17 protein-coding genes and 1 tRNA gene are annotated in these 17,314 nt (G+C 61.8%); 8 read left to right on the top strand and 10 right to left on the bottom strand.

Annotated elements, in window-relative coordinates; all coding sequences use genetic code 11:
* Position 1 precedes the first annotated feature (1 nt).
* Both E4662_RS21170 and E4662_RS21165 read left to right on the top strand, forming a co-directional pair.
* On the top strand, positions 2-1,294 hold the full coding sequence (locus E4662_RS21170; RefSeq protein WP_136443627.1) for an ATP-binding protein: 1,293 nt from the start codon (positions 2-4) through the stop codon (positions 1,292-1,294).
* Positions 1,295-1,487: 193 nt separating this feature from the next.
* Positions 1,488-1,766, top strand: a complete 279-nt coding sequence (locus tag E4662_RS21165; RefSeq protein ID WP_136443626.1) for a hypothetical protein — start codon at positions 1,488-1,490, stop codon at positions 1,764-1,766.
* A gap of 12 nt (positions 1,767-1,778) precedes the next feature.
* Here E4662_RS21165 and E4662_RS21160 read toward each other — a convergent pair whose 3' ends face one another.
* The 5 genes from E4662_RS21160 to E4662_RS21140 form a co-directional block, all read right to left on the bottom strand.
* A complete protein-coding gene (locus tag E4662_RS21160; RefSeq protein ID WP_136443625.1) occupies positions 1,779-3,992 on the bottom strand; it encodes a hybrid sensor histidine kinase/response regulator in 2,214 nt (737 codons plus the stop codon).
* 3 nt (positions 3,993-3,995) lie between these two features.
* On the bottom strand, positions 3,996-5,171 hold the full coding sequence (locus E4662_RS21155; RefSeq protein ID WP_136443624.1) for an FIST N-terminal domain-containing protein: 1,176 nt from the start codon (positions 5,169-5,171) through the stop codon (positions 3,996-3,998).
* Between the two features lie 45 nt (positions 5,172-5,216).
* Entirely contained in the window at positions 5,217-5,909 is a 693-nt protein-coding gene (locus E4662_RS21150) for a response regulator (RefSeq protein WP_136443623.1), read from the bottom strand.
* An 85-nt stretch (positions 5,910-5,994) separates the two neighbouring features.
* Positions 5,995-6,111, bottom strand: coding sequence for an entericidin A/B family lipoprotein (locus tag E4662_RS21145; protein ID WP_136443622.1), 117 nt, complete (start codon positions 6,109-6,111; stop codon positions 5,995-5,997).
* Positions 6,112-6,144: 33 nt separating this feature from the next.
* Positions 6,145-7,965 carry an extracellular solute-binding protein gene (locus tag E4662_RS21140; RefSeq protein ID WP_136443621.1) on the bottom strand — a complete coding sequence of 607 codons (1,821 nt, stop codon included), beginning with the start codon at positions 7,963-7,965 and terminating at the stop codon, positions 6,145-6,147.
* A 328-nt stretch (positions 7,966-8,293) separates the two neighbouring features.
* Here E4662_RS21140 and E4662_RS21135 point away from each other — a divergent pair, with 328 nt between their 5' ends.
* Together E4662_RS21135 and E4662_RS21130 are read left to right on the top strand one after the other, a co-directional pair.
* On the top strand, positions 8,294-9,067 hold the full coding sequence (locus E4662_RS21135) for a 3-hydroxybutyrate dehydrogenase (protein ID WP_136443620.1): 774 nt from the start codon (positions 8,294-8,296) through the stop codon (positions 9,065-9,067).
* 51 nt (positions 9,068-9,118) lie between these two features.
* Positions 9,119-10,159: a patatin-like phospholipase family protein gene (locus tag E4662_RS21130; RefSeq protein ID WP_136443619.1), complete on the top strand. Its 1,041-nt coding sequence runs from the start codon at positions 9,119-9,121 to the stop codon at positions 10,157-10,159.
* A gap of 21 nt (positions 10,160-10,180) precedes the next feature.
* On the opposite strand, the gene E4662_RS21125 is transcribed toward E4662_RS21130, so the two are convergent.
* The 3 genes from E4662_RS21125 to E4662_RS21115 form a co-directional block, all read right to left on the bottom strand.
* Complete coding sequence (locus tag E4662_RS21125) at positions 10,181-10,879, bottom strand: DUF502 domain-containing protein (protein ID WP_136443618.1); 699 nt, start codon at positions 10,877-10,879, stop codon at positions 10,181-10,183.
* 77 nt (positions 10,880-10,956) lie between these two features.
* A complete protein-coding gene (locus E4662_RS21120) occupies positions 10,957-11,880 on the bottom strand; it encodes a pseudouridine-5'-phosphate glycosidase (RefSeq protein WP_136443617.1) in 924 nt (307 codons plus the stop codon).
* Positions 11,877-12,770 (bottom strand): PfkB family carbohydrate kinase, encoded by an 894-nt coding sequence (locus E4662_RS21115; RefSeq protein WP_136443616.1) that lies wholly within the window; start codon positions 12,768-12,770, stop codon positions 11,877-11,879. The genes E4662_RS21120 and E4662_RS21115 overlap by 4 nt, the downstream gene beginning before the upstream one ends.
* Before the next feature lie 232 nt (positions 12,771-13,002).
* Between E4662_RS21115 and E4662_RS21110 the strand changes: the two genes are divergently transcribed.
* Complete coding sequence (locus tag E4662_RS21110; RefSeq protein WP_136443615.1) at positions 13,003-13,422, top strand: hypothetical protein; 420 nt, start codon at positions 13,003-13,005, stop codon at positions 13,420-13,422.
* A 47-nt stretch (positions 13,423-13,469) separates the two neighbouring features.
* Here E4662_RS21110 and E4662_RS21105 read toward each other — a convergent pair.
* Together E4662_RS21105 and E4662_RS21100 are read right to left on the bottom strand one after the other, a co-directional pair.
* Positions 13,470-13,546, bottom strand: a tRNA-Ile gene (locus E4662_RS21105).
* Between the two features lie 112 nt (positions 13,547-13,658).
* Positions 13,659-14,204: a peroxiredoxin gene (locus E4662_RS21100; protein ID WP_136443614.1), complete on the bottom strand. Its 546-nt coding sequence runs from the start codon at positions 14,202-14,204 to the stop codon at positions 13,659-13,661.
* A 197-nt stretch (positions 14,205-14,401) separates the two neighbouring features.
* Here E4662_RS21100 and purM point away from each other — a divergent pair, with 197 nt between their 5' ends.
* From purM to rnd, 3 genes are all read left to right on the top strand, one after another.
* Positions 14,402-15,448, top strand: coding sequence for a phosphoribosylformylglycinamidine cyclo-ligase (gene purM, locus E4662_RS21095; protein ID WP_136443688.1), 1,047 nt, complete (start codon positions 14,402-14,404; stop codon positions 15,446-15,448).
* Entirely contained in the window at positions 15,445-16,032 is a 588-nt protein-coding gene (gene purN, locus E4662_RS21090; RefSeq protein WP_136443613.1) for a phosphoribosylglycinamide formyltransferase, read from the top strand. Before purM ends, purN begins: the two co-directional genes overlap by 4 nt.
* A 93-nt stretch (positions 16,033-16,125) precedes the next feature.
* Positions 16,126-17,283 (top strand): ribonuclease D, encoded by a 1,158-nt coding sequence (gene rnd, locus E4662_RS21085; RefSeq protein ID WP_136443612.1) that lies wholly within the window; start codon positions 16,126-16,128, stop codon positions 17,281-17,283.
* Positions 17,284-17,314: the final 31 nt, after the last annotated feature.

Below are 17,314 nucleotides of genomic sequence, written 5' to 3'. Positions count from 1 at the left end.
CATGTCGTTCGAATGGCTCAAACGTTATATGCCGCGCAGCCTTTATGGCCGTGCCGCGCTCATTCTGGTCCTGCCGGTGGTCACGCTGCAACTGGTGGTTTCCGTGGTGTTTGTGCAGCGTCATTTCGAAGGGGTGACGGTGCAGCTCAGCCGCGAACTGGCGCGCTCCGTCAACTTTGTACTGGATGCGGGGCCGGAGGATGCGGCGCTGGCGCAGGCGTTGGATCTGGCGATCAAACCCGTCGCGCGGGACGACGTTCCGGAGGCGGACATGCGGCGCTGGTACGATTTTACCGGGATCGTTGTGATGCGGGTTCTGCGCGACAGGGTGGAGGGTCTGCGCCAGATCAGTCTGCCGGATGATCGCGACGTCATGCTCTTCGTGGAGCGCGGCGGTGTGGTTTATGAAGTCGACTTCGGCCGCGGGCGGGTTTCGGCGAGCAATCCGCACCAACTTCTTGTGAACATGGTGTTTTTTGGTCTGGTGATGACCGTGATCGCCTTTCTCTACCTGCGCAATCAGCTGCGGCCCATCACCCGTCTTGCCAGGGCGGCGGAGGCGTTCGGGCGCGGGCGGAACGAGCCGTATTCGCCCTCTGGCGCGATCGAGGTGCGTTCCGCCGGGCATGCTTTTCTCGACATGCGGGCGCGGATCGAACGGCAGATCGAACAGCGCACCATGATGCTTTCCGGGGTAAGCCACGATCTGCGCACGCCGCTGACGCGGATGCGGCTTGGCCTGTCCTTGCTGGACGATGAGGACCGCGCGCCGCTGGAGCGGGACGTGGAGGACATGCAACAACTGATTGATGCCTTCCTTGAGTTTGCGCGAGGGGATGCAGAGACCTCTGCGGTGGAGCCGACGGACCCTGTGGCGCTGGTGCAATCGGTGGCCGAGGACGCGCAGCGGGCCGGGCAGGCTGTGCGGCTTGTGGAGGTTGAGGGGAGCGGCAGTTACCCGCTGCGGCCCCGTGCTCTGCGGCGGGCCATCGAGAACCTCGCGGGCAATGCCATTCGTTACGGCTCGCATTGTGAATTGTCGGTGATGATCACCGGGAAATCGCTCCGAATCCGGGTGGAAGACGACGGGCCGGGCATTCCGGCGGATCAGCGGGAGGATGCCCTGCGCCCGTTTGTGCGGTTGGACCCGGCGCGAAACCAGGACAAAGGGCCGGGCGTGGGTCTGGGGCTTGCCATTGCGGCGGATATTGCCCGGGCGCATGGCGGTGTCTTGCGGCTTGGCGAGAGCGAGACCTTGGGCGGATTGCGCGCGGATATCGTGATCGCAATCTGACTTATAATGTAAATTCAATGGCTTGTCGGGTATTCTTGAAGTTCCACCTGAGCGCCATCGCAAAGAAATCTGCTAAAATTAAACCGGAAGTTCATCTTTCTGACGTTTACGGGACACGGTTCAGGGCTGTGGGGGTGTCACACCGTCCGTATCGGCGCTTTTGCGCGCCCCAGAAACGAAGGAGAGCCAACTCATGAGCTTCACTGCCCTTGTCACTGCTTCTGCCCTTGGTCTTGTTTCCCTGCCGCCCGTGGACAGCGGCGCTCCGAAGGAGCTGATGCTCGCCCAGGCCCAGCCATTCATCAGCACGCAGGGTGTTGTTGCGCCCCGTGGTGAGTACCGGACCATGTCCAACGGCTGTGTCTATCGCAAGACGCAAGCGCCGGGTTATCCGCCGCGCTGGATCCTGGTGATCAACCCGCAAAGGCTTGGCATGCCGAAGCCGCGCGGTCGCTGCAGCGGCATGATGTAAATCTGTCCCGCCTCAGGAGGCAATCATGCGACCGGCAGCGGCTTCGAGCAATGCGCTGAGCTTCTGCCGGTCGATCGGCTTTTGCAGGAAGGTCGCGCCGGCGTCTTCGCAGGCGGCGGCCAGTTCCGGTGTTCTGTCTGCCGAGATGATGGCGCAGGGCAGGGGACCGAGCGATTCCGAAATTGTCCGATAGAGGTCCAGCCCGCTGGCCCCGGCGCCAAGCTGGTGATCGAGCACCATGGCGTCCGGGCTGATCTCGATGTCCTCCAGAAGGGTCAGGGCCGAAGCGGCGTCTTCGGCCTCGATCACGTGCACGCCCCAGCTTTCCATCAGGACGGTGATCGCGCGGCGCATTTGAGGATCGTTTTCCACCAAGAGCGTGATCATGCCCGCATGGGCCAGCGACACGGGCCGGGCCATGCGCGGTTTGGCCGGATCGCGCGGGGCCGCTTGCCCTGCAAGCGGCAGGTTCACCATGAAACAGCTGCCCACACCCGGCTGTGACCAAAGGCCAATGGGATGGCCAAGCCGCGCGCAGGCCCGCTCCACGATGGCAAGGCCAAGGCCCAGACCGTCGTTGTCGGAGGCCCCCGCGTCCAGCCGTTTGAACTCTTCGAAAATGCTGTTCTGATCCTCTTCGGCAATGCCGGGGCCGGTGTCCCAGACTTCGATCCGCGCCATGCCACCGCGCCGCCGCACGCCGAGCAGAACCCGCCCTTGTTCGGTATAGCGAATGGCGTTGGCGAGCAGGTTCTGCACGATGCGCCGCAGGTAGGCCGGATCGCTTTCGACACTGAGCGAGCAGCCGACAAGCCGCAGCTCCAGCCCCTTGTTCAGCGCGAGCACTTCCATTTCATCAACCAGCGGGCGCAGAATGTCATTGAGCGCCACGGTGCCCACGTCAAAGCTCACCCCGTCGCCATCCAGTTTCGAGATGTCGAGCAGCGCGTCGATGATCGCTTCGGCGCTGTTGAGCGCGCTTTCGGTCTTGGCCAGGACCACCGTTTCGGCGGAGTCGGTGGAGCGGTCCGCCAGCGACGCGATATAGAGTTTTGCCGCTGACAGCGGCTGGAGCAGGTCATGGCTGGCGGCCGCGACAAAGCGCGATTTCGATGCGTTCGCCCGCTCTGCGGCAGACAGCGCATCCTCAAGTTCCAGCGTGCGCTCCATCACTCGTTGTTCGAGGATCTCATTGAGTTCATGCAGTTTTTGCGCCGCTTCGCGTTCCGTGGTGACATCGGTGACCGAAATCACGAACCCGCCGTCGGGCATGCCCCGGCCAAAGATCTGCAAGGTGATGCTGCCGCTTCGGCGGATCTCGAAACTGATCTGTTCGCGCGGCCTGTCCTGCCGCGCCCAGTTCGAAAAGCCTTCCTGCGTCAGGCCGCGGGTAAAGACGATGTCGTCCCCGAGCCGATCCAGCAGCGCAAAGAACGACGCGCCCAGCTGCATGCGCCGGGCGGGCAGGGCGAGCAGCGTGCCGATCTTCTCGTTCCAGCCCACAAGCCGGGCCTTTTCGTCGAAGATGCAGACACCCTGGTTTAGGTGATCGAGCGTGGCACGGATCATGCGAGTCTGCTTGTCGCGCAGCTTGTCGCGTTCCTGCCGTTCAAGCCGGATCAGGTCGGTCACATCGGTCTGCAAAACCACCGTGCCGCCGTTGGCGGTGCGATGTTCGGAGACCTGCAGCCAGCGGTCATGGGCCAGCTCAACATTGAACATGACATGGCGATCGCGGTGGCGGCGCAGCCGTTTGTCGGCCCAGGTCCGGGCCGAGGTTTCCTGCGGCAGCGCGAGGTAGCGCGAGCGGCTGACCTGATCCACGTATTGCGAGAAGGCGAGACCGGGGCTGAGATCGCGCACGGTATCGCGAAAATCCCGGCAAAAGCGCGAATTGCACATGACCAGTGTTTCGGCACTGTCAAAGAGCGCAAAGCCCTCGGAGACGGTTTCAATCGCATCGGCGAGATTGCGGCGCGCGGCCTCGGTTTCGTCGTTGGCGGCGGCCAGTTGGGCGTTGGATTCGTGCAGCAGGTTGAGCGTGCGCTCCAGCTCCAGCGTCCGTTCCCGCACCCGCTTTTCCAGCAGGGCGGCGCGCTCGAATTGCTCATAGGCCGCGCCGGACGGTTCAGAGCCGTATTCGACCCGCTTCATCAGCGACTCGGCGATCTTGATCAGCTTTTCGTTCTGCCGTTCGACCGAATCCGCGGGGTTCACCAGCGACATGGCTCAGACATCCTCCATCGCCGGGTAGAAGGCCACGCCGGTCAGCGTCTGGTTCACGTGCAGCGCGCCGATCTGCTCGCCGTAGGTCGAAAAGCCCACCACGTTGTTGCGGGTCAGAATGTCGGAGACCTGCCGGGATCTTTGATGCTGGGTGGCCTCGATCTTGCGCAGCAGACAATCGCAGGCGAGGATGTGATCCGGTTTGCCCACAGCGCCCAGAGCGCTGAGACGTTCGTCCAGATGTTCGGCAATGTCGCGATGGTCCGCGAGGCTCAGCACCATGCCTTCGTCGATGGCCGAAAAGAACACCAGATCGCCGTTTTCATCCATGCGCTGGATCGAGCGCACGTGATGTGTATCGCCCAGCCGCACCACCACCGGGTGCGCGGCAAAGGTGAAGGCGGAGAGCTGGTTGGGGTCCTTGCCCAGAAGCCGCGCGTATTCCTGCGCGGCAGGTTCGGCGTTGATCTCCTGCACCACGCGGCGGTCGGGATCGGCCTTGGTCACCACCATGCGCGTCTCGCCCGGGACCATGTGGTCGAGGCTGAACACCTGTACCGGGCAGCGCGAGCGCACCAGCGCCAGCAGCGCCGCGTTCTGGCGAATGCTGCCATTGCGCGACAGGAAGGTGGACCGGAAATCTTCGCCATCGCCGGCGGAGCCGCCAAACAGCGGTGTCGGGCCAAGCCCGGCGGTCAGCACGCCGGTCAGGTGCTCTTCCTGAAGCGACAGGCCGTCCACCATCAGGAAAGCAAACTCCGATTGCATCTCCGGGGCGCGTTGGTTCAGTGCCATGCGGTCCTGAATGAGCCGATCAATCACCGCCTGTTCATCAAGCTCGTCGAGCGCGTCGATCACCAGCGTGCTGGTGGCGAAATGGCTGCAAGGGAAGCCGATGGCGATGATCTGGCCTTCCTCATAGCCGTCCTGACCGATCTCTCCGGCGGTGGTACAGGCAAGCACATCCGCCCCGCCAAAGGCGCGGTGGCTGTTGCGGGTCAGCCCCGCGAAATCCGCATCGGGAGAAACAAACAGGCAAACCAGCGCAAAAGGCCCGGGGCCCAACCGCGTTGCCAATGTTCCGGCCCTGTCCGGACCGGTGCAGGAGGCCTGTGCCACGCGCAGCGCGGATTTGGCCCCGATCTCCCCCCGTGCGGAGCGTTTCGTCGCTCCGTCCAATTGCCTGACCTTGTGTAAGGATCCGAGTGGTCTTCAGGTTACGGCTTATTCCCCGGTTGGCAAGACCCGCGAAAAGCGCGCCTCCTGCGCGACCAGCACCGCCTGGGTGCGGCTGTGCACGCCGAGTTTGCGCATGATGGCGGTGACATGGGCCTTTACAGTGGTTTCCGCGATCGACAGATCATAGGCGATCTGCTTGTTCAGCTTGCCTTCGCAGATCAGATGCAGGATGCGCGCCTGCTGGTTTGTCAGGCTGGCCAGCCGTGCGAGCGCGTCGTCCTGCGCCGGTTCCTTGCCCGCCTGCGGATCAATGTAGCCATCGGGAACAAAAGCCTGTCCCTTGGCCACCGCTTCAAACGCGCGGCGGAACACCGAGCGCTGCGAATGCTTGGGTACAAAGGCATCGGCGCCCGCCTTGAGCGCATGGCTGATCATGGTGTTGTCGGCCATCGAAGAAGCGATGATGATCGGCGCTTTCGGCGCGGCATTGCGCAGCCGGACCAGCCCGTCGAGCCCGTTCACATCCGGCAGGTTCAGGTCCAGCACGATCAGCCCGATGGCGGGATCCTGTCCGACCACTTCGAGCGCCTTTTCAAGCGTGCCCGCGCTGCGGATCTCTTCGAAGTCGGCGATGGATTGCAGGGTCAGCGTGAGCGCATCGCAAAACAGTGGATGATCGTCGACCACCAATGCCGTTGTCTGATTGTTTTCGAAAAACGGTTTTGCCGGTTCGCTCATCACGTTGCGCTCCTCCTCGCCCTCCTACAATAGGCGGGCGAGGCGCGAAAAGGGAACTAGGCGAAAAGTACTAGGAGCCGGGATTTCAGAACCAGCCGGACACTTTGCGCGCCCCGCTGGAGATGTCTTCGCCCACGCCTTCGACGGTGGCGCAGCCGGCCATTCCCATGGCCAGCGCGATGATCAGAACTGCTCGTTTCATGACTGCCTCTTTGGCTTTTTGGTTTTGGAAGACTTATTTGTCCTCCGACCACCATACGTTAGGCTGGAATCCAATCCAATCGCCGTAGGCGGGAAGGCGCTCGGGGTAGTGCAGCTCTGCCGCATGGGCGATGAAGCTGACGTCGAACTTGTCCTGGAACGGCACCACGTAGCGGCCCGCCATCAACATACGGTCAAGCGCCCGCACCGAGGAGACGTAATCCTCGCGGCTGGTAGAGTTCAGCATGGTGCCGATCATCGCATCAATCGCCGGGTTGCAGATACCCGCCCAATTGCGCCCGCCTTCAACGTCCTTCGTCTCGCAGGACCAGTAGGACAGCTGCTCGTTGCCGGGGCTGAGCGACAACCCGCGGCGGAAGGGGGTCATGTCGTATTGGAACTTGCCCGTGCGTTCGCGGTATTGCGCGTCATCGGTGGTGGTCACCGTGACATCAATGCCAAGGCGTTTCAGCCCTTCGGCATAGGTGTCCGCCATGGCACCTTCCTCCGCCGAGCCCTGGCTGAGCAGCAATTCCAGCGTGAAAACCTCGCCATCGGCGTTCTTCATCATGCCGTCCTGCACGGTCCAGCCAGCCTCGGCAAAAAGGTCCATCGCGCGGGCGATGTTCTTGCGGTTGCGCGCCGAGCCATCCGAGACGGGCAGGGCATAGCCTTCCAGCGTACCGGGCAGAAGATCGGCCTTGTGCGGCTCCAGAAGTTCCGCCACGCGTCCGCTCGCGGCCCCTGGCTCCATACCAAGGACAGAGCTGCCAAAGTAGCTCTTGATCCGGTTCTTGCGGCTGCCGACGATGGCTTCGTTGATGTACTCGAAGTTGTAGGCGGTGATCAGCGCCTCACGCACACGCCAATCGGCGAATTTCTCAAGGCGGTTGTTGATCACGAAACCGGTCATACCGGTGGGGCGCGCGTTCGGGATGGTGGATTTCACCACATCGCCGGCTTCGACTGCCGGGAAGCTGTACTGCTCATCCCATTTGACCGGGTTGGTCTCGCGGTTGGAGTTCAGCAGGCCGCCCTTGAACGCTTCGAACTGGGCGGTACCTTCGAGGAAGAACTCCATGCGGATGGTATCAAGGTTGGCCTGACCGCGCATGTAAGGCACATCGTTGCCCCAGTAATCGGGATTGCGCTTCAGTGTCACGTGCCGCCCGGCCTCGTAGTCGGAGATGACATAAGGCGCAGAGCTGATCGGGATCACGTCGAGCCCGCTTTCGGCAAAATCCTTGCCTTCCCACTGCGCCTTTTTCAGGATCGGGCGCATGCCGACGATCAGGGCCAGTTCGCGGTCCTCGACGTTGAAGGTGAACTTCACGCTGCGCTCGCCGGTCTGCTCCATGCTGCCGATCTTGCCCCAGACGCCGTGATAGCGTGGGTGGCCGATGGTGCCGAGCGTCTCGTAGCTCCACATCACGTCCTCGATGGTGACCGGGCTGCCGTCCGAGAATTTTGCCTCCGGGCGCAGGGTGAATTCGGCCCATTCGCGATTCGGCCCGACCTCAATGGATTCGGCCAAAAGCCCGTACAGGGTGAACGGTTCGTCCCAACTGCGGCCCATGAGTGACTCATACGCCAAAAAGCGCAATTGCCACGGTGTTTTGCCTTTGCGGATGTGCGGGTTGAGACTGTCGAAGGTGCCTGTCTCCCCGGTGACAATCTCGCCGCCACGCGGCGCATCCGGATTCGCGTAGGGCAGGGACACAAAATCCGGTGGCAATTGCGGCTCGCCATACATAGCTATGCCATGCTTTGGTTCTGCGCCTGCAAACGTGCCTGCGAGAATCAGGGACAGCGCCGTGCTGCCAAGTCCGAGCTTTTGGAAAAAGTTTAGATACATTTCGGAGACAATCCTTTACCGCCCTTTGTTTGTTAACGCTGAGCGTAACTGGGCTTTTACGCCTTTTCAAACTTTTACCTTGGACTCGGGCGCGGAGTTGCTTATAAAGAAATCACTGCTCGATAGGTTTCTTGCCTGTATGAAACCTGCCTCAATGACTTAACCCCGGCTTCGGCCGGGGTTTTTTTTGGTGGTGTCTCTTGAGGGCGAGGATCGGCGTCCGCGATCAAAAAACTGCCCGGAAAGCCAGCATAGATTGGCGCTTTGGCTTTTCCTTTCGCCTTTGACGCCCTAGGCTTGCTGCAAAGCAGCATCAAAGGACACCGCCATGACACTTTCCGGCAAAACCGCAATCGTGACCGGCTCCAACTCGGGAATCGGTCTGGGAATCGCTCGCGAACTCGCCCGCGCCGGGGCCTCCGTTGTCATCAATTCCTTCACCGACCGCGATGAGGACCACGCGCTGGCCGCAGAGATCGCCAAGGAGCACGGTGTGGAGGTTCGCTATATCAAAGCCGACATGTCCAAAGCCGACGAATGCCGCGCCCTGATTGAAAAGGCGGGGGCCTGCGATATTCTGGTGAACAACGCCGGTATTCAGCACGTCTCGCCGATTGATGAATTCCCGGCCGAGAAATGGGACGCGATCATCGCGATCAACATGAACTCCGCTTTCCACACCACCGCCGCCGCGCTGCCGATGATGCGCAAGGCCGGGTGGGGCAGGGTGGTGAACATTGCCTCGGCGCACGGGCTGACCGCGTCTCCGTTCAAATCCGCATATGTCGCAGCCAAACACGGCGTTGTCGGCATGACCAAGGTTGTGGCGCTGGAAACCGCGCGCGAGCCGATCACCGCCAACGCGATCTGCCCCGGCTATGTTCTGACCCCGCTGGTCGAGGCGCAAATCCCCGACACCATGGAAAAATACGGCATGGGCCGCGAAGAGGTGATCGAGAAGGTCATGTTAGAACGCCAGCCGTCCAAGGAGTTTGCCACTACCGAACAGCTTGGCGGCACGGTTGTCTTCCTGTGTTCGGATGCCGCCGCGCAGATCACCGGAACCACGCTGAGCGTCGATGGCGGCTGGACCGCGCTTTAAGCAATCGTGCGGGAAACGCCCGTTTTCGTACAGTAACTGACCGAGGCCCGCATGACCGTTCCCGTTCGTATCAACCTCGCCCTGCAAGGCGGAGGCGCCCATGGCGCCTTCACCTGGGGGGTGCTGGACCGCCTTCTTGAAGAGGACGCGATCGAGATTGCCGCCATGTCCGGCACCTCGGCCGGAGCGTTGAACGGCGCTGCGATCAAATCGGGTATGCTGGAAGGAGGGCGCGCGGGTGCGCGGGAAAAACTGGATTGGCTGTGGGAGCAGATCGGCGCGCTCGACGACATGACGCTGCCCGATTGGATGATGCCCTTCCTGCCGTCGCCGGGCATCGTCAGCAAAACGCTTGAATATTCCGCGCCTTACGTCTTCGGCGAGGCTTTGTCGCGGATGTTCTCGCCCTATGCCAGCGGCCCGTTCTACCAGAACCCGCTGGAGCGGATCGTCAAACAGTTCGATTTTGACGAGGTCTGTTCGATCTCCGGCCCGCGGTTTTTTGTCTGCGCCACGCAGGTGCGCAGCGGCAAGATCCGGGTTTTCACCGGCGGACAGATCACCACCGATGCCATCCTGGCCTCCGCTTGTCTGCCAACGCTGTTCCAGGCGGTTGAGGTCACAGATCCGGAGAGCGGCGAGCTGGAGGCCTTCTGGGACGGCGGCTATACCGGCAACCCGGCGTTGTTTCCCTTCTTTGAGCCGGACCTGCCGGACGACGTGGTGGTGGTCAACATCAACCCGCTGCACCGCGAATCCGTGCCGGTTACGCCGCCGGAAATTCAGAACAGAATCAATGAGATCGGGTTCAACTCTTCGCTTCTGAGCGAGCTGCGCGCGATTGATTTCGTACAGCGCTTGCTGGCTGATGGCACCGTCAAACCCGGCACCATGAAAGACGTGCGCGTGCATATGATTGCCGATGATGACCTGATGAACATGCTCTCGGTCGCCACGAAAATCGTGCCGGTGCCGTCGGTTATCGCACAGTTGAAAACCGCTGGCCGCCGCGCGGCCGGGGTCTTTCTGAATGATCACATCGACGATCTGGGCCGTCGCCAGACAGCCAATCTGCGCAAGATGTTCGGCTAAGAATTTCGGCGCAAAGCGGGCTCAGGAGGCTTTCTTGAGCTGCGATTCCACCGCCGCTTTGGCCTTTTCCCCGTTCGGGTAGACAAGCCCCGCCGAAATCACCAGCTTTGCCGCCTCTTCGATGGTCATGTCGAGTTCGATCACGTCATCCTTGGGGAAGAACAGCAGGAAACCGGAGGTCGGGTTCGGCGTGGTTGGCACAAAAACCGACACCATCCCGCCCATGGTCTGCGCCTTTTCCGCCACCTCGCCACGCGTGTCGGTGGAGATGAAGGCAATCGCCCAGATGCCTTTGCGCGGGTATTCGACGAGGCAGGCCTTCTCGAAGCTGCGCTCGCTCTGGGCAAAGACGGTTTCGGCGATCTGCTTGATGCCGGAATAGACCGACCGCACCACGGGGGTGCGTTCCACAAGGCTTTCCCCGAAGCGGATCAGCGAACGCCCAATCAGCCCCTTGGCGATCCAGCCCACAATAATGGTGAACAAAAACAGGAAGATCACACCAACGCCGCGCAGGTTGATGCCGATGTATTGCTCAGGATTGAGGTTCGCCGGAACCAGCGGGAGGACAAAGCCGTCGATCAGGCCAAAGACCTTCCACACAAGCCAGATCGTTAGCCCAACCGGCAAGATCACCACGAGTCCGGTCAGGAAGCTGGAGCGCAGGCTGGCAAAGATGCCCGGGCGTTTCGGGTCCGGCTCGAAAGGCGAGGAACTCATCGTCAGAAAAACTCAGGTGGCGTCATTGCCCAATAGCTAAGCACTGCGCGCCGCAGCCACAATGGGATAATGGTTAATCAGGCCAATTCGCCGCGAATAGTGCACAATTCGCGGGCAATTTCTGCACCCAGACGGGCATTGTTCAGGACAAGCGCAATGTTGGCGGTCAGAGAGCGGCCTTCCGTCAATTCAAAGATGCGTTGCAGCAGATAGGGCGTGACCTGCTTGCCGCGAATGCCGTGGGTTTCCGCATCGGCGGTGGCCTGGGCGATGATCGGCGCCATCACCTCATGCGGAATCTCGGCCTCCTGCGGGATCGGGTTGGCCACAAGCTGCCCGCCCGGCAGCCCCAGAGCCGCCCGCATCACCTGCGCGCGCGCGATCTCTGCGGCGCTGTCCATGCGCAGCGGCGCAGCATGACCGGCAGAGCGCGACCAGAAGGCAGGCAGGTCGTCCTGGCCAACGGCAATTGTCGGAACCCCAAGGGTTTCGAGCACTTCCAGCGTCTTGGGCAGGTCAAGGATGGCCTTGGCTCCAGCGGCGATCACCGTGACTGGGCTTTGAGCCAGTTCCTGAAGATCGGCGGAGACGTCAAAGCTCTCTTCGGCCCCTTTGTGAACGCCGCCAATGCCGCCGGTGGCAAAAACGCCGATCCCGGCAAGGCGTGCCGCGATCATGGTGGCCGCAACCGTTGTCGCCCCGGTGCGCCCCTGCGCCATGCAGACCGCCATGTCGGCGCGGCTGAGCTTGGCGACATTCTTGGCCTGGGCAAGCGCTTCAAGCTGCTCATCCGTCAGGCCCACATGCAGCGTGCCATCCATGACGGCAATCGTCGCCGGGGTGGCGCCATTCTCGCGGATGGTGTCTTCGACCTTGCGCGCCATCTCCAGGTTCTGCGGCCAGGGCATTCCGTGTGTGATAATGGTCGATTCCAGCGCGACAACCGGGTTGCCCGCGTCCAATGCGGCCTGAACCTCGGGGGATGTGGTGTAGAGCGTCATAGCGAGATTTCTCCGGAAACATGGGCGGCGGCGGTCTCAAGGGCGAAGTCGAGCGCTTCTTCGCGAGACAATCCCCGGCGCTCTCCGGCGATATGGGCCGCCATGAAGGTATCCCCTGCGCCGGTGATGCGCGTGACATTCACCTGCGGCGGGCGTTCGGCGATCAGCGCGTCTTCGGTCGCGTCACAGCAGGTTTCGCTGCCGTGGGTGACCACTGCGCGGCGCGCACCGCGTTCGATCAGCTTGGTCGCGGCTTCGGGCGCGCTGCGGAAGCTGCAATCACACAAAAGGCCCGCCTCTTCGAGATTGACATAAAGCGTTCCGCGCTTGGCACTCAGGAACGGGCGCAGCCGCTCGGCCTTGCCGGGGGAGGCGGGGGCAATGCGCAAATCCGCCGCGGCAAAAGCCGGGTTCTGTGCAATATCCGTCAGCAGCCTGTCGGTCAGGTTGCCGTCAAGCGCGATCTGCCCCGCGTAGGGGACCTCTGCAGAGCCGAGCGATCCGTCCAGAAGCGGTGTCAGGATGCGCGATCCGGCGGTTTCCAGCGAATGGGCATCGGCAATTGCGGCGATCAGCCCGGCGGGAGCCTCGACGGCCATATAGACATCCGTGGGCAAGTCTTCGGAGCGGTAGACATGGCGCGTGTCGATCCCGAAGCCTTCGCAGCGCCCGATCAGCTCTTCGCCTTCCGGATCCTGTCCAATTGCACTGAGCAGAACCGGGCGCATGCCGAAGCGGCCCAGCGTGATCGCGATGTTCAGCGCCACACCGCCGGGGATTCTGGTGATCCGGCCCGGCACATCATTGCCCGGCTTCATATCGCTGAACGTGCGGCCAATCACGTCCCAGAGCGCAGAGCCGATACAGAGGATTTCAGGAGCGTTTGTCATGACTTCCTTTTGGCGCGAGGCAGGCAAACGCGCAAGCCTATGCGCGCGAAATCTGCAATTGGGCGCGCGCGGATTTCACCTGGTGAAAGGGCGCGAGAGCAATGGTTTTGGTGGTTAAAGTTGTAGCCGCGAGAAATGCGACTTCTTAAGTTGACATTAATCTCCTTTCCGTTAGGTCAGCCACGTGATCACAGATCATGGCGACACTCCATCCCGATCGGGAACTCTTTGAATGACTTATAATTTCCATATGCTTGGCGAAGCGCTCAAGACGATTTTCCTCAAGAAAGCCAAGTTTCGAACCGCATTTTACACCAAGCTGAGCGAACTGGCTCCTGAACTGGATGTGTTCTTTGCGCACTCCAATGTGCAGCAGACGGAAATGGTTGAAAAATTCATGGCGCGCCTGATTCAGACGGCGGCTGGCGGGCAGAGCATTGATGCCTTTGCCCGGGAATTCGCCAGCAGCCACAGCCGTTTTCAATTCACCCCGGCGCAACTGGCGGCGGCGCAGGATGCCTTGCTGCACGCCTATGATCGCGCGGTCGAGGGGACATTGGTCGGCACGCCGGAGATGCACGCGAACTGGCACATGTTCGTTGAGTTCGTCTTCATGGAGTTCCGCGCCGCTTTGCGCCAGATCGACACGTAATCGCCTGCGATTCCAGCATCGCGATGCGGCGTTGTGCGGCGGGGGTTTGGTAGGCCCGGCAGGACTTGAACCCGCAACCAAGGCGTTATGAGCGCCCTGCTCTAACCAATTGAGCTACAGGCCCACCGTGGAAGTCTTCGTATCAGAGGGGCGGGGGGCGTCAAGTCGCGGAACGTGCGAAAAACAAACAACCCGGGCGAGGGATCGCCCGGGCCGAAAATCAAAGCCGGAACAGGTCAGGCGGCTTTCTCGCCCTGAGCCTTGAGGTAGGCCATCACGGACTCGGGCGCGCTTTCGCCGTAGGGGTCTTCCGCGTGGTTGTCGCCGAGGCCCGGCTCCTGGAACCAGGCTTCGATCACACCGTCATTGACCACGGCCGCATAGCGCCATGAGCGCATGCCGAAACCGAGGTTGTCCTTGGCCACGAGCATGCCCATCTTGCGGGTGAACTCGCCGGAGCCATCCGGGATCACCGCGACATTCTCGAGGTTCTGCGCTTCCGCCCATTTGTTCATGACAAAGCTGTCGTTGACGGACATGCAGTAGATCGCGTCGATGCCTTCGGCCTGGAAATCGGCGAATCCTTTTTCATAACCGGGCAGCTGGTAGGTGGAGCAGGTGGGGGTGAACGCACCGGGTAGGGAGAACAGGATCACCCGCTTGCCTGCAAAATAATCGGCGGTGGTCTTGTCCTGCCAGCGGAAGGGATTCGGCCCTTCGATGCTGTCATCGCGCACGCGGGTTTTAAAGGTCACATCGGGAAGTTTAGATCCGGTCTGCATGGTCGGCTCCTTGATAACACATCATAAATCGCGATCTAGAATCATTCTCAACTGAGTGCAATGCTGCGATTGCATAATTTCACTGTGCGGGCGCAGAATTGATCGGGCTGCCTGACAAACAGACGGTTTCACGGGCGGCAATTGCAGCGCGCCGCGGTTTCGGCTAGGTGCAGGGCGTGATCTGGAAGGGACGGATGATGAGCGACGGCAAGAACGGGCTGACCTACGCGCAGGCGGGTGTGGATATTGATGCGGGCAATGCGCTTGTGGACCGGATCAAACCGGCCGCAAAGAAGACCAACCGCTCCGGCGTGATGTCCGGTTTGGGCGGTTTCGGCGCGCTGTTCGATCTTAAGGCTGCAGGCTACGAAGACCCGATCCTCGTGGGCGCGACCGATGGGGTTGGCACTAAGCTCCGGATTGCCATCGACACCGGCCATGTGGACGGCGTTGGCATTGATCTGGTCGCCATGTGCGTCAACGATCTGGTCTGCCAAGGCGCAGAGCCGCTGTTCTTTCTTGATTACTTCGCCACCGGCAAGCTCGACACGGACACAGCCGCGCGGGTGGTCGAAGGCATCGCCGAAGGCTGCGTGCGGTCGGGCTGTGCCCTGATCGGCGGTGAGACGGCGGAAATGCCGGGCATGTATCCGGCGGGAGATTTTGATCTGGCGGGCTTCTCCGTTGGCGCGATGGAGCGCGGCGCGGACCTGCCAGCGGGTGTGACAGAGGGTGACGTGCTGTTGGGTCTGGCCTCGGACGGCGTGCATTCCAACGGCTACAGCCTTGTGCGCAAGCTGGTCGAAGTCTCCGGCCTTGGCTGGGACGCGGAGTGTCCCTGGGGGACCGGATCGCTCGGCGCGGCGCTGCTGACGCCGACACGGCTTTACGTCAAACCGACGCTTGAAGCGGTCAGGGCAGGGGGCGTGCACGCGCTGGCCCATATCACTGGCGGCGGTCTGACAGAGAACCTGCCGCGCGTTCTGCCCGAAGGTATGGGCGCGACCATCGACCTGAACGCCTGGGATTTGCCGCCGATTTTCAAATGGATGATGGAGACCGGCAACATTGAAGGGGGCGAGATGCTCAAGACCTTCAACTGCGGCATCGGCATGATTGTCGTTGTGGCCGCAGACCGGGCCGAGGCGCTGAGCGCGCTGCTGGCGGAGGCGGGCGAGACCGTCTGCACCCTTGGCACCGTGACCGCCGAGGGTGGCGTGTCTTACGAGGGCGCGCTTTCGTGAAACGGGTTGCCATCCTGATTTCCGGGGGCGGCTCGAACATGGTCAAGCTGGTGGAAAGCATGACCGGCGATCATCCCGCCCGCGCCTGTCTTGTGGCCTCCAATGATCCGGAGGCCGGGGGGCTGAAAAAGGCCGCCGAGATGGGCATTGCCACGGCGGCGGTCGACCATCGGCTTTTCAAAGGGGATCGGGAGGCTTTCGAGGCGGCGCTGCGCGAGCATATTGATGCCAGCCAGCCGGACATTCTGTGCCTTGCCGGGTTCATGCGCATCCTCACGCCGTCTTTCATCGAAGCCTATCAGGGGCGGATGCTGAACATTCATCCTTCGCTTCTGCCAAAATACAAAGGGCTCAACACCCATCAGCGCGCGCTGGATGCCGGCGACACCGAGGCAGGCTGCACCGTGCACGAGGTCACGCCCGCGCTTGATGACGGCCCGATCCTTGGTCAGGCGCGCGTGCCGATCGAGGCCGAAGACACCGCCGAGACCCTCGCGGCGCGGGTTCTGGTGCAGGAACACCGGCTCTATCCCGAAGCATTGCGGCGTTTTGCGGCGGGGGAGCGCAGCAAGTTCGAGTTGTAGCGCTATCGGTCAATTGCCCTTGGCCGACAAATCCGGTTAGGGTGCACGAGACGTGCGAAGAAGAGAACGATAAAGAGGAAATAGCGGCGGCCCATGAGAACGATAACCACCACGGCAGACCTGTCCGAGTTCTGCAAACAGGCCGAAACGCAGCCCTATATCACCGTCGACACCGAGTTCCTGCGCGAGCGGACCTATTATTCCAAGCTCTGCCTGATCCAGTTGGCTCTGCCCGGCACCGATGATGCGGATGCGGTTCTGGTTGATCCTCTGGTGGACGGGCTGGCGCTTGATCCGCTGATCGAACTGTTCCGCAATGAAAACGTGGTCAAGGTGTTCCACGCCGCGCGGCAGGATCTGGAGATTTTCTTCATTGATCACAAGGTGATCCCCAAACCGCTCTTTGACACGCAGGTGGCGGCCATGGTCTGCGGCTTTGGCGAACAGGTGGGTTATGAGACGCTGGTCAAACGCATCGCCAAGGCCTCCATCGACAAGAGCAGCCGCTTTACCGATTGGTCCCGCCGCCCGCTGACCGACGCGCAAAAGACCTATGCGCTGGCGGATGTCACGCACCTGCGGCAGATCTACGAGTTCCTCAATCGCAAGCTTGAAGAAACCGGCCGCGCCCGTTGGGTGGCCGAAGAACTGGGCACGCTGACCGACCCGGAAACCTATATTTCCCGCCCCGAAGACGCCTGGAAACGGGTGCGCACCCGTTCCAACGCGCCGAAGTTCCTTGCCATCGTGCGCGAGCTGGCGCGTTTCCGAGAGGACCACGCGCAAAGCCGCAACATCCCGCGCAACCGTGTTTTCAAGGATGATGCGCTGGTCGAGCTGGCCTCGACGAAGCCGCAGAACATGGGGGATCTGGGCCGCTCGCGCTTGCTTTTGCGTGAGGCGCGCAAAGGCGATATCGCCGACGGCATTCTGAAGGCGGTCAAGGACGGGCTGAACTGTCCGAAAGACAAACTGCCAAAGGTGGTCGACAACCGCGACAAGCTTCAGGTGAACCCGGCGCTGGCGGATTTGCTGCGGGTGCTTCTGAAATCGCGCACCGAAAGCTCCGGCGTGGCTTCGAAACTCATTGCCCCCGCCGCCGATCTGGACGCCATCGCCGCCGGTCTGCGCGATGTTCCCGCGCTTTCCGGCTGGCGGCGCGAAGTGTTTGGCGACGATGCGCTGCGGCTTTGCGAAGGCAAGATCGCGCTGGCAGCCAAAGGCCGCAATGTCCGGGTCATCGAACTCTGACGCCACGCGCTTTTGCGCTTGAAACCCTCCG

The organism is Pacificoceanicola onchidii (assembly GCF_004804335.1).
GTDB lineage: Bacteria > Pseudomonadota > Alphaproteobacteria > Rhodobacterales > Rhodobacteraceae > Pacificoceanicola > Pacificoceanicola onchidii.
The sequence above is the reverse complement of the archived record's forward strand: the minus strand, read 5'-3'. Positions and strand labels throughout refer to the sequence as shown.

Excerpts from the sequence above, each read along its gene's own strand:
- E4662_RS21135 (WP_136443620.1), top strand. The coding sequence starts at position 8,294 with ATGACACTTTCCGGCAAAACCGCAATCGTGACCGGCTCCAACTCGGGA.
- E4662_RS21170 (WP_136443627.1), top strand. The coding sequence starts at position 2 with ATGTCGTTCGAATGGCTCAAACGTTATATGCCGCGCAGCCTTTATGGC.
- E4662_RS21130 (WP_136443619.1), top strand. The coding sequence starts at position 9,119 with ATGACCGTTCCCGTTCGTATCAACCTCGCCCTGCAAGGCGGAGGCGCC.
- E4662_RS21125 (WP_136443618.1), bottom strand. The coding sequence starts at position 10,879 with ATGAGTTCCTCGCCTTTCGAGCCGGACCCGAAACGCCCGGGCATCTTT.
- E4662_RS21165 (WP_136443626.1), top strand. The coding sequence starts at position 1,488 with ATGAGCTTCACTGCCCTTGTCACTGCTTCTGCCCTTGGTCTTGTTTCC.
- E4662_RS21115 (WP_136443616.1), bottom strand. The coding sequence starts at position 12,770 with ATGACAAACGCTCCTGAAATCCTCTGTATCGGCTCTGCGCTCTGGGAC.
- E4662_RS21150 (WP_136443623.1), bottom strand. The coding sequence starts at position 5,909 with ATGAGCGAACCGGCAAAACCGTTTTTCGAAAACAATCAGACAACGGCA.
- E4662_RS21140 (WP_136443621.1), bottom strand. The coding sequence starts at position 7,965 with ATGTATCTAAACTTTTTCCAAAAGCTCGGACTTGGCAGCACGGCGCTG.
- purM (WP_136443688.1), top strand. The coding sequence starts at position 14,402 with ATGAGCGACGGCAAGAACGGGCTGACCTACGCGCAGGCGGGTGTGGAT.
- E4662_RS21100 (WP_136443614.1), bottom strand. The coding sequence starts at position 14,204 with ATGCAGACCGGATCTAAACTTCCCGATGTGACCTTTAAAACCCGCGTG.
- E4662_RS21145 (WP_136443622.1), bottom strand. The coding sequence starts at position 6,111 with ATGAAACGAGCAGTTCTGATCATCGCGCTGGCCATGGGAATGGCCGGC.
- rnd (WP_136443612.1), top strand. The coding sequence starts at position 16,126 with ATGAGAACGATAACCACCACGGCAGACCTGTCCGAGTTCTGCAAACAG.
- E4662_RS21160 (WP_136443625.1), bottom strand. The coding sequence starts at position 3,992 with ATGTCGCTGGTGAACCCCGCGGATTCGGTCGAACGGCAGAACGAAAAG.
- E4662_RS21110 (WP_136443615.1), top strand. The coding sequence starts at position 13,003 with ATGACTTATAATTTCCATATGCTTGGCGAAGCGCTCAAGACGATTTTC.
- E4662_RS21120 (WP_136443617.1), bottom strand. The coding sequence starts at position 11,880 with ATGACGCTCTACACCACATCCCCCGAGGTTCAGGCCGCATTGGACGCG.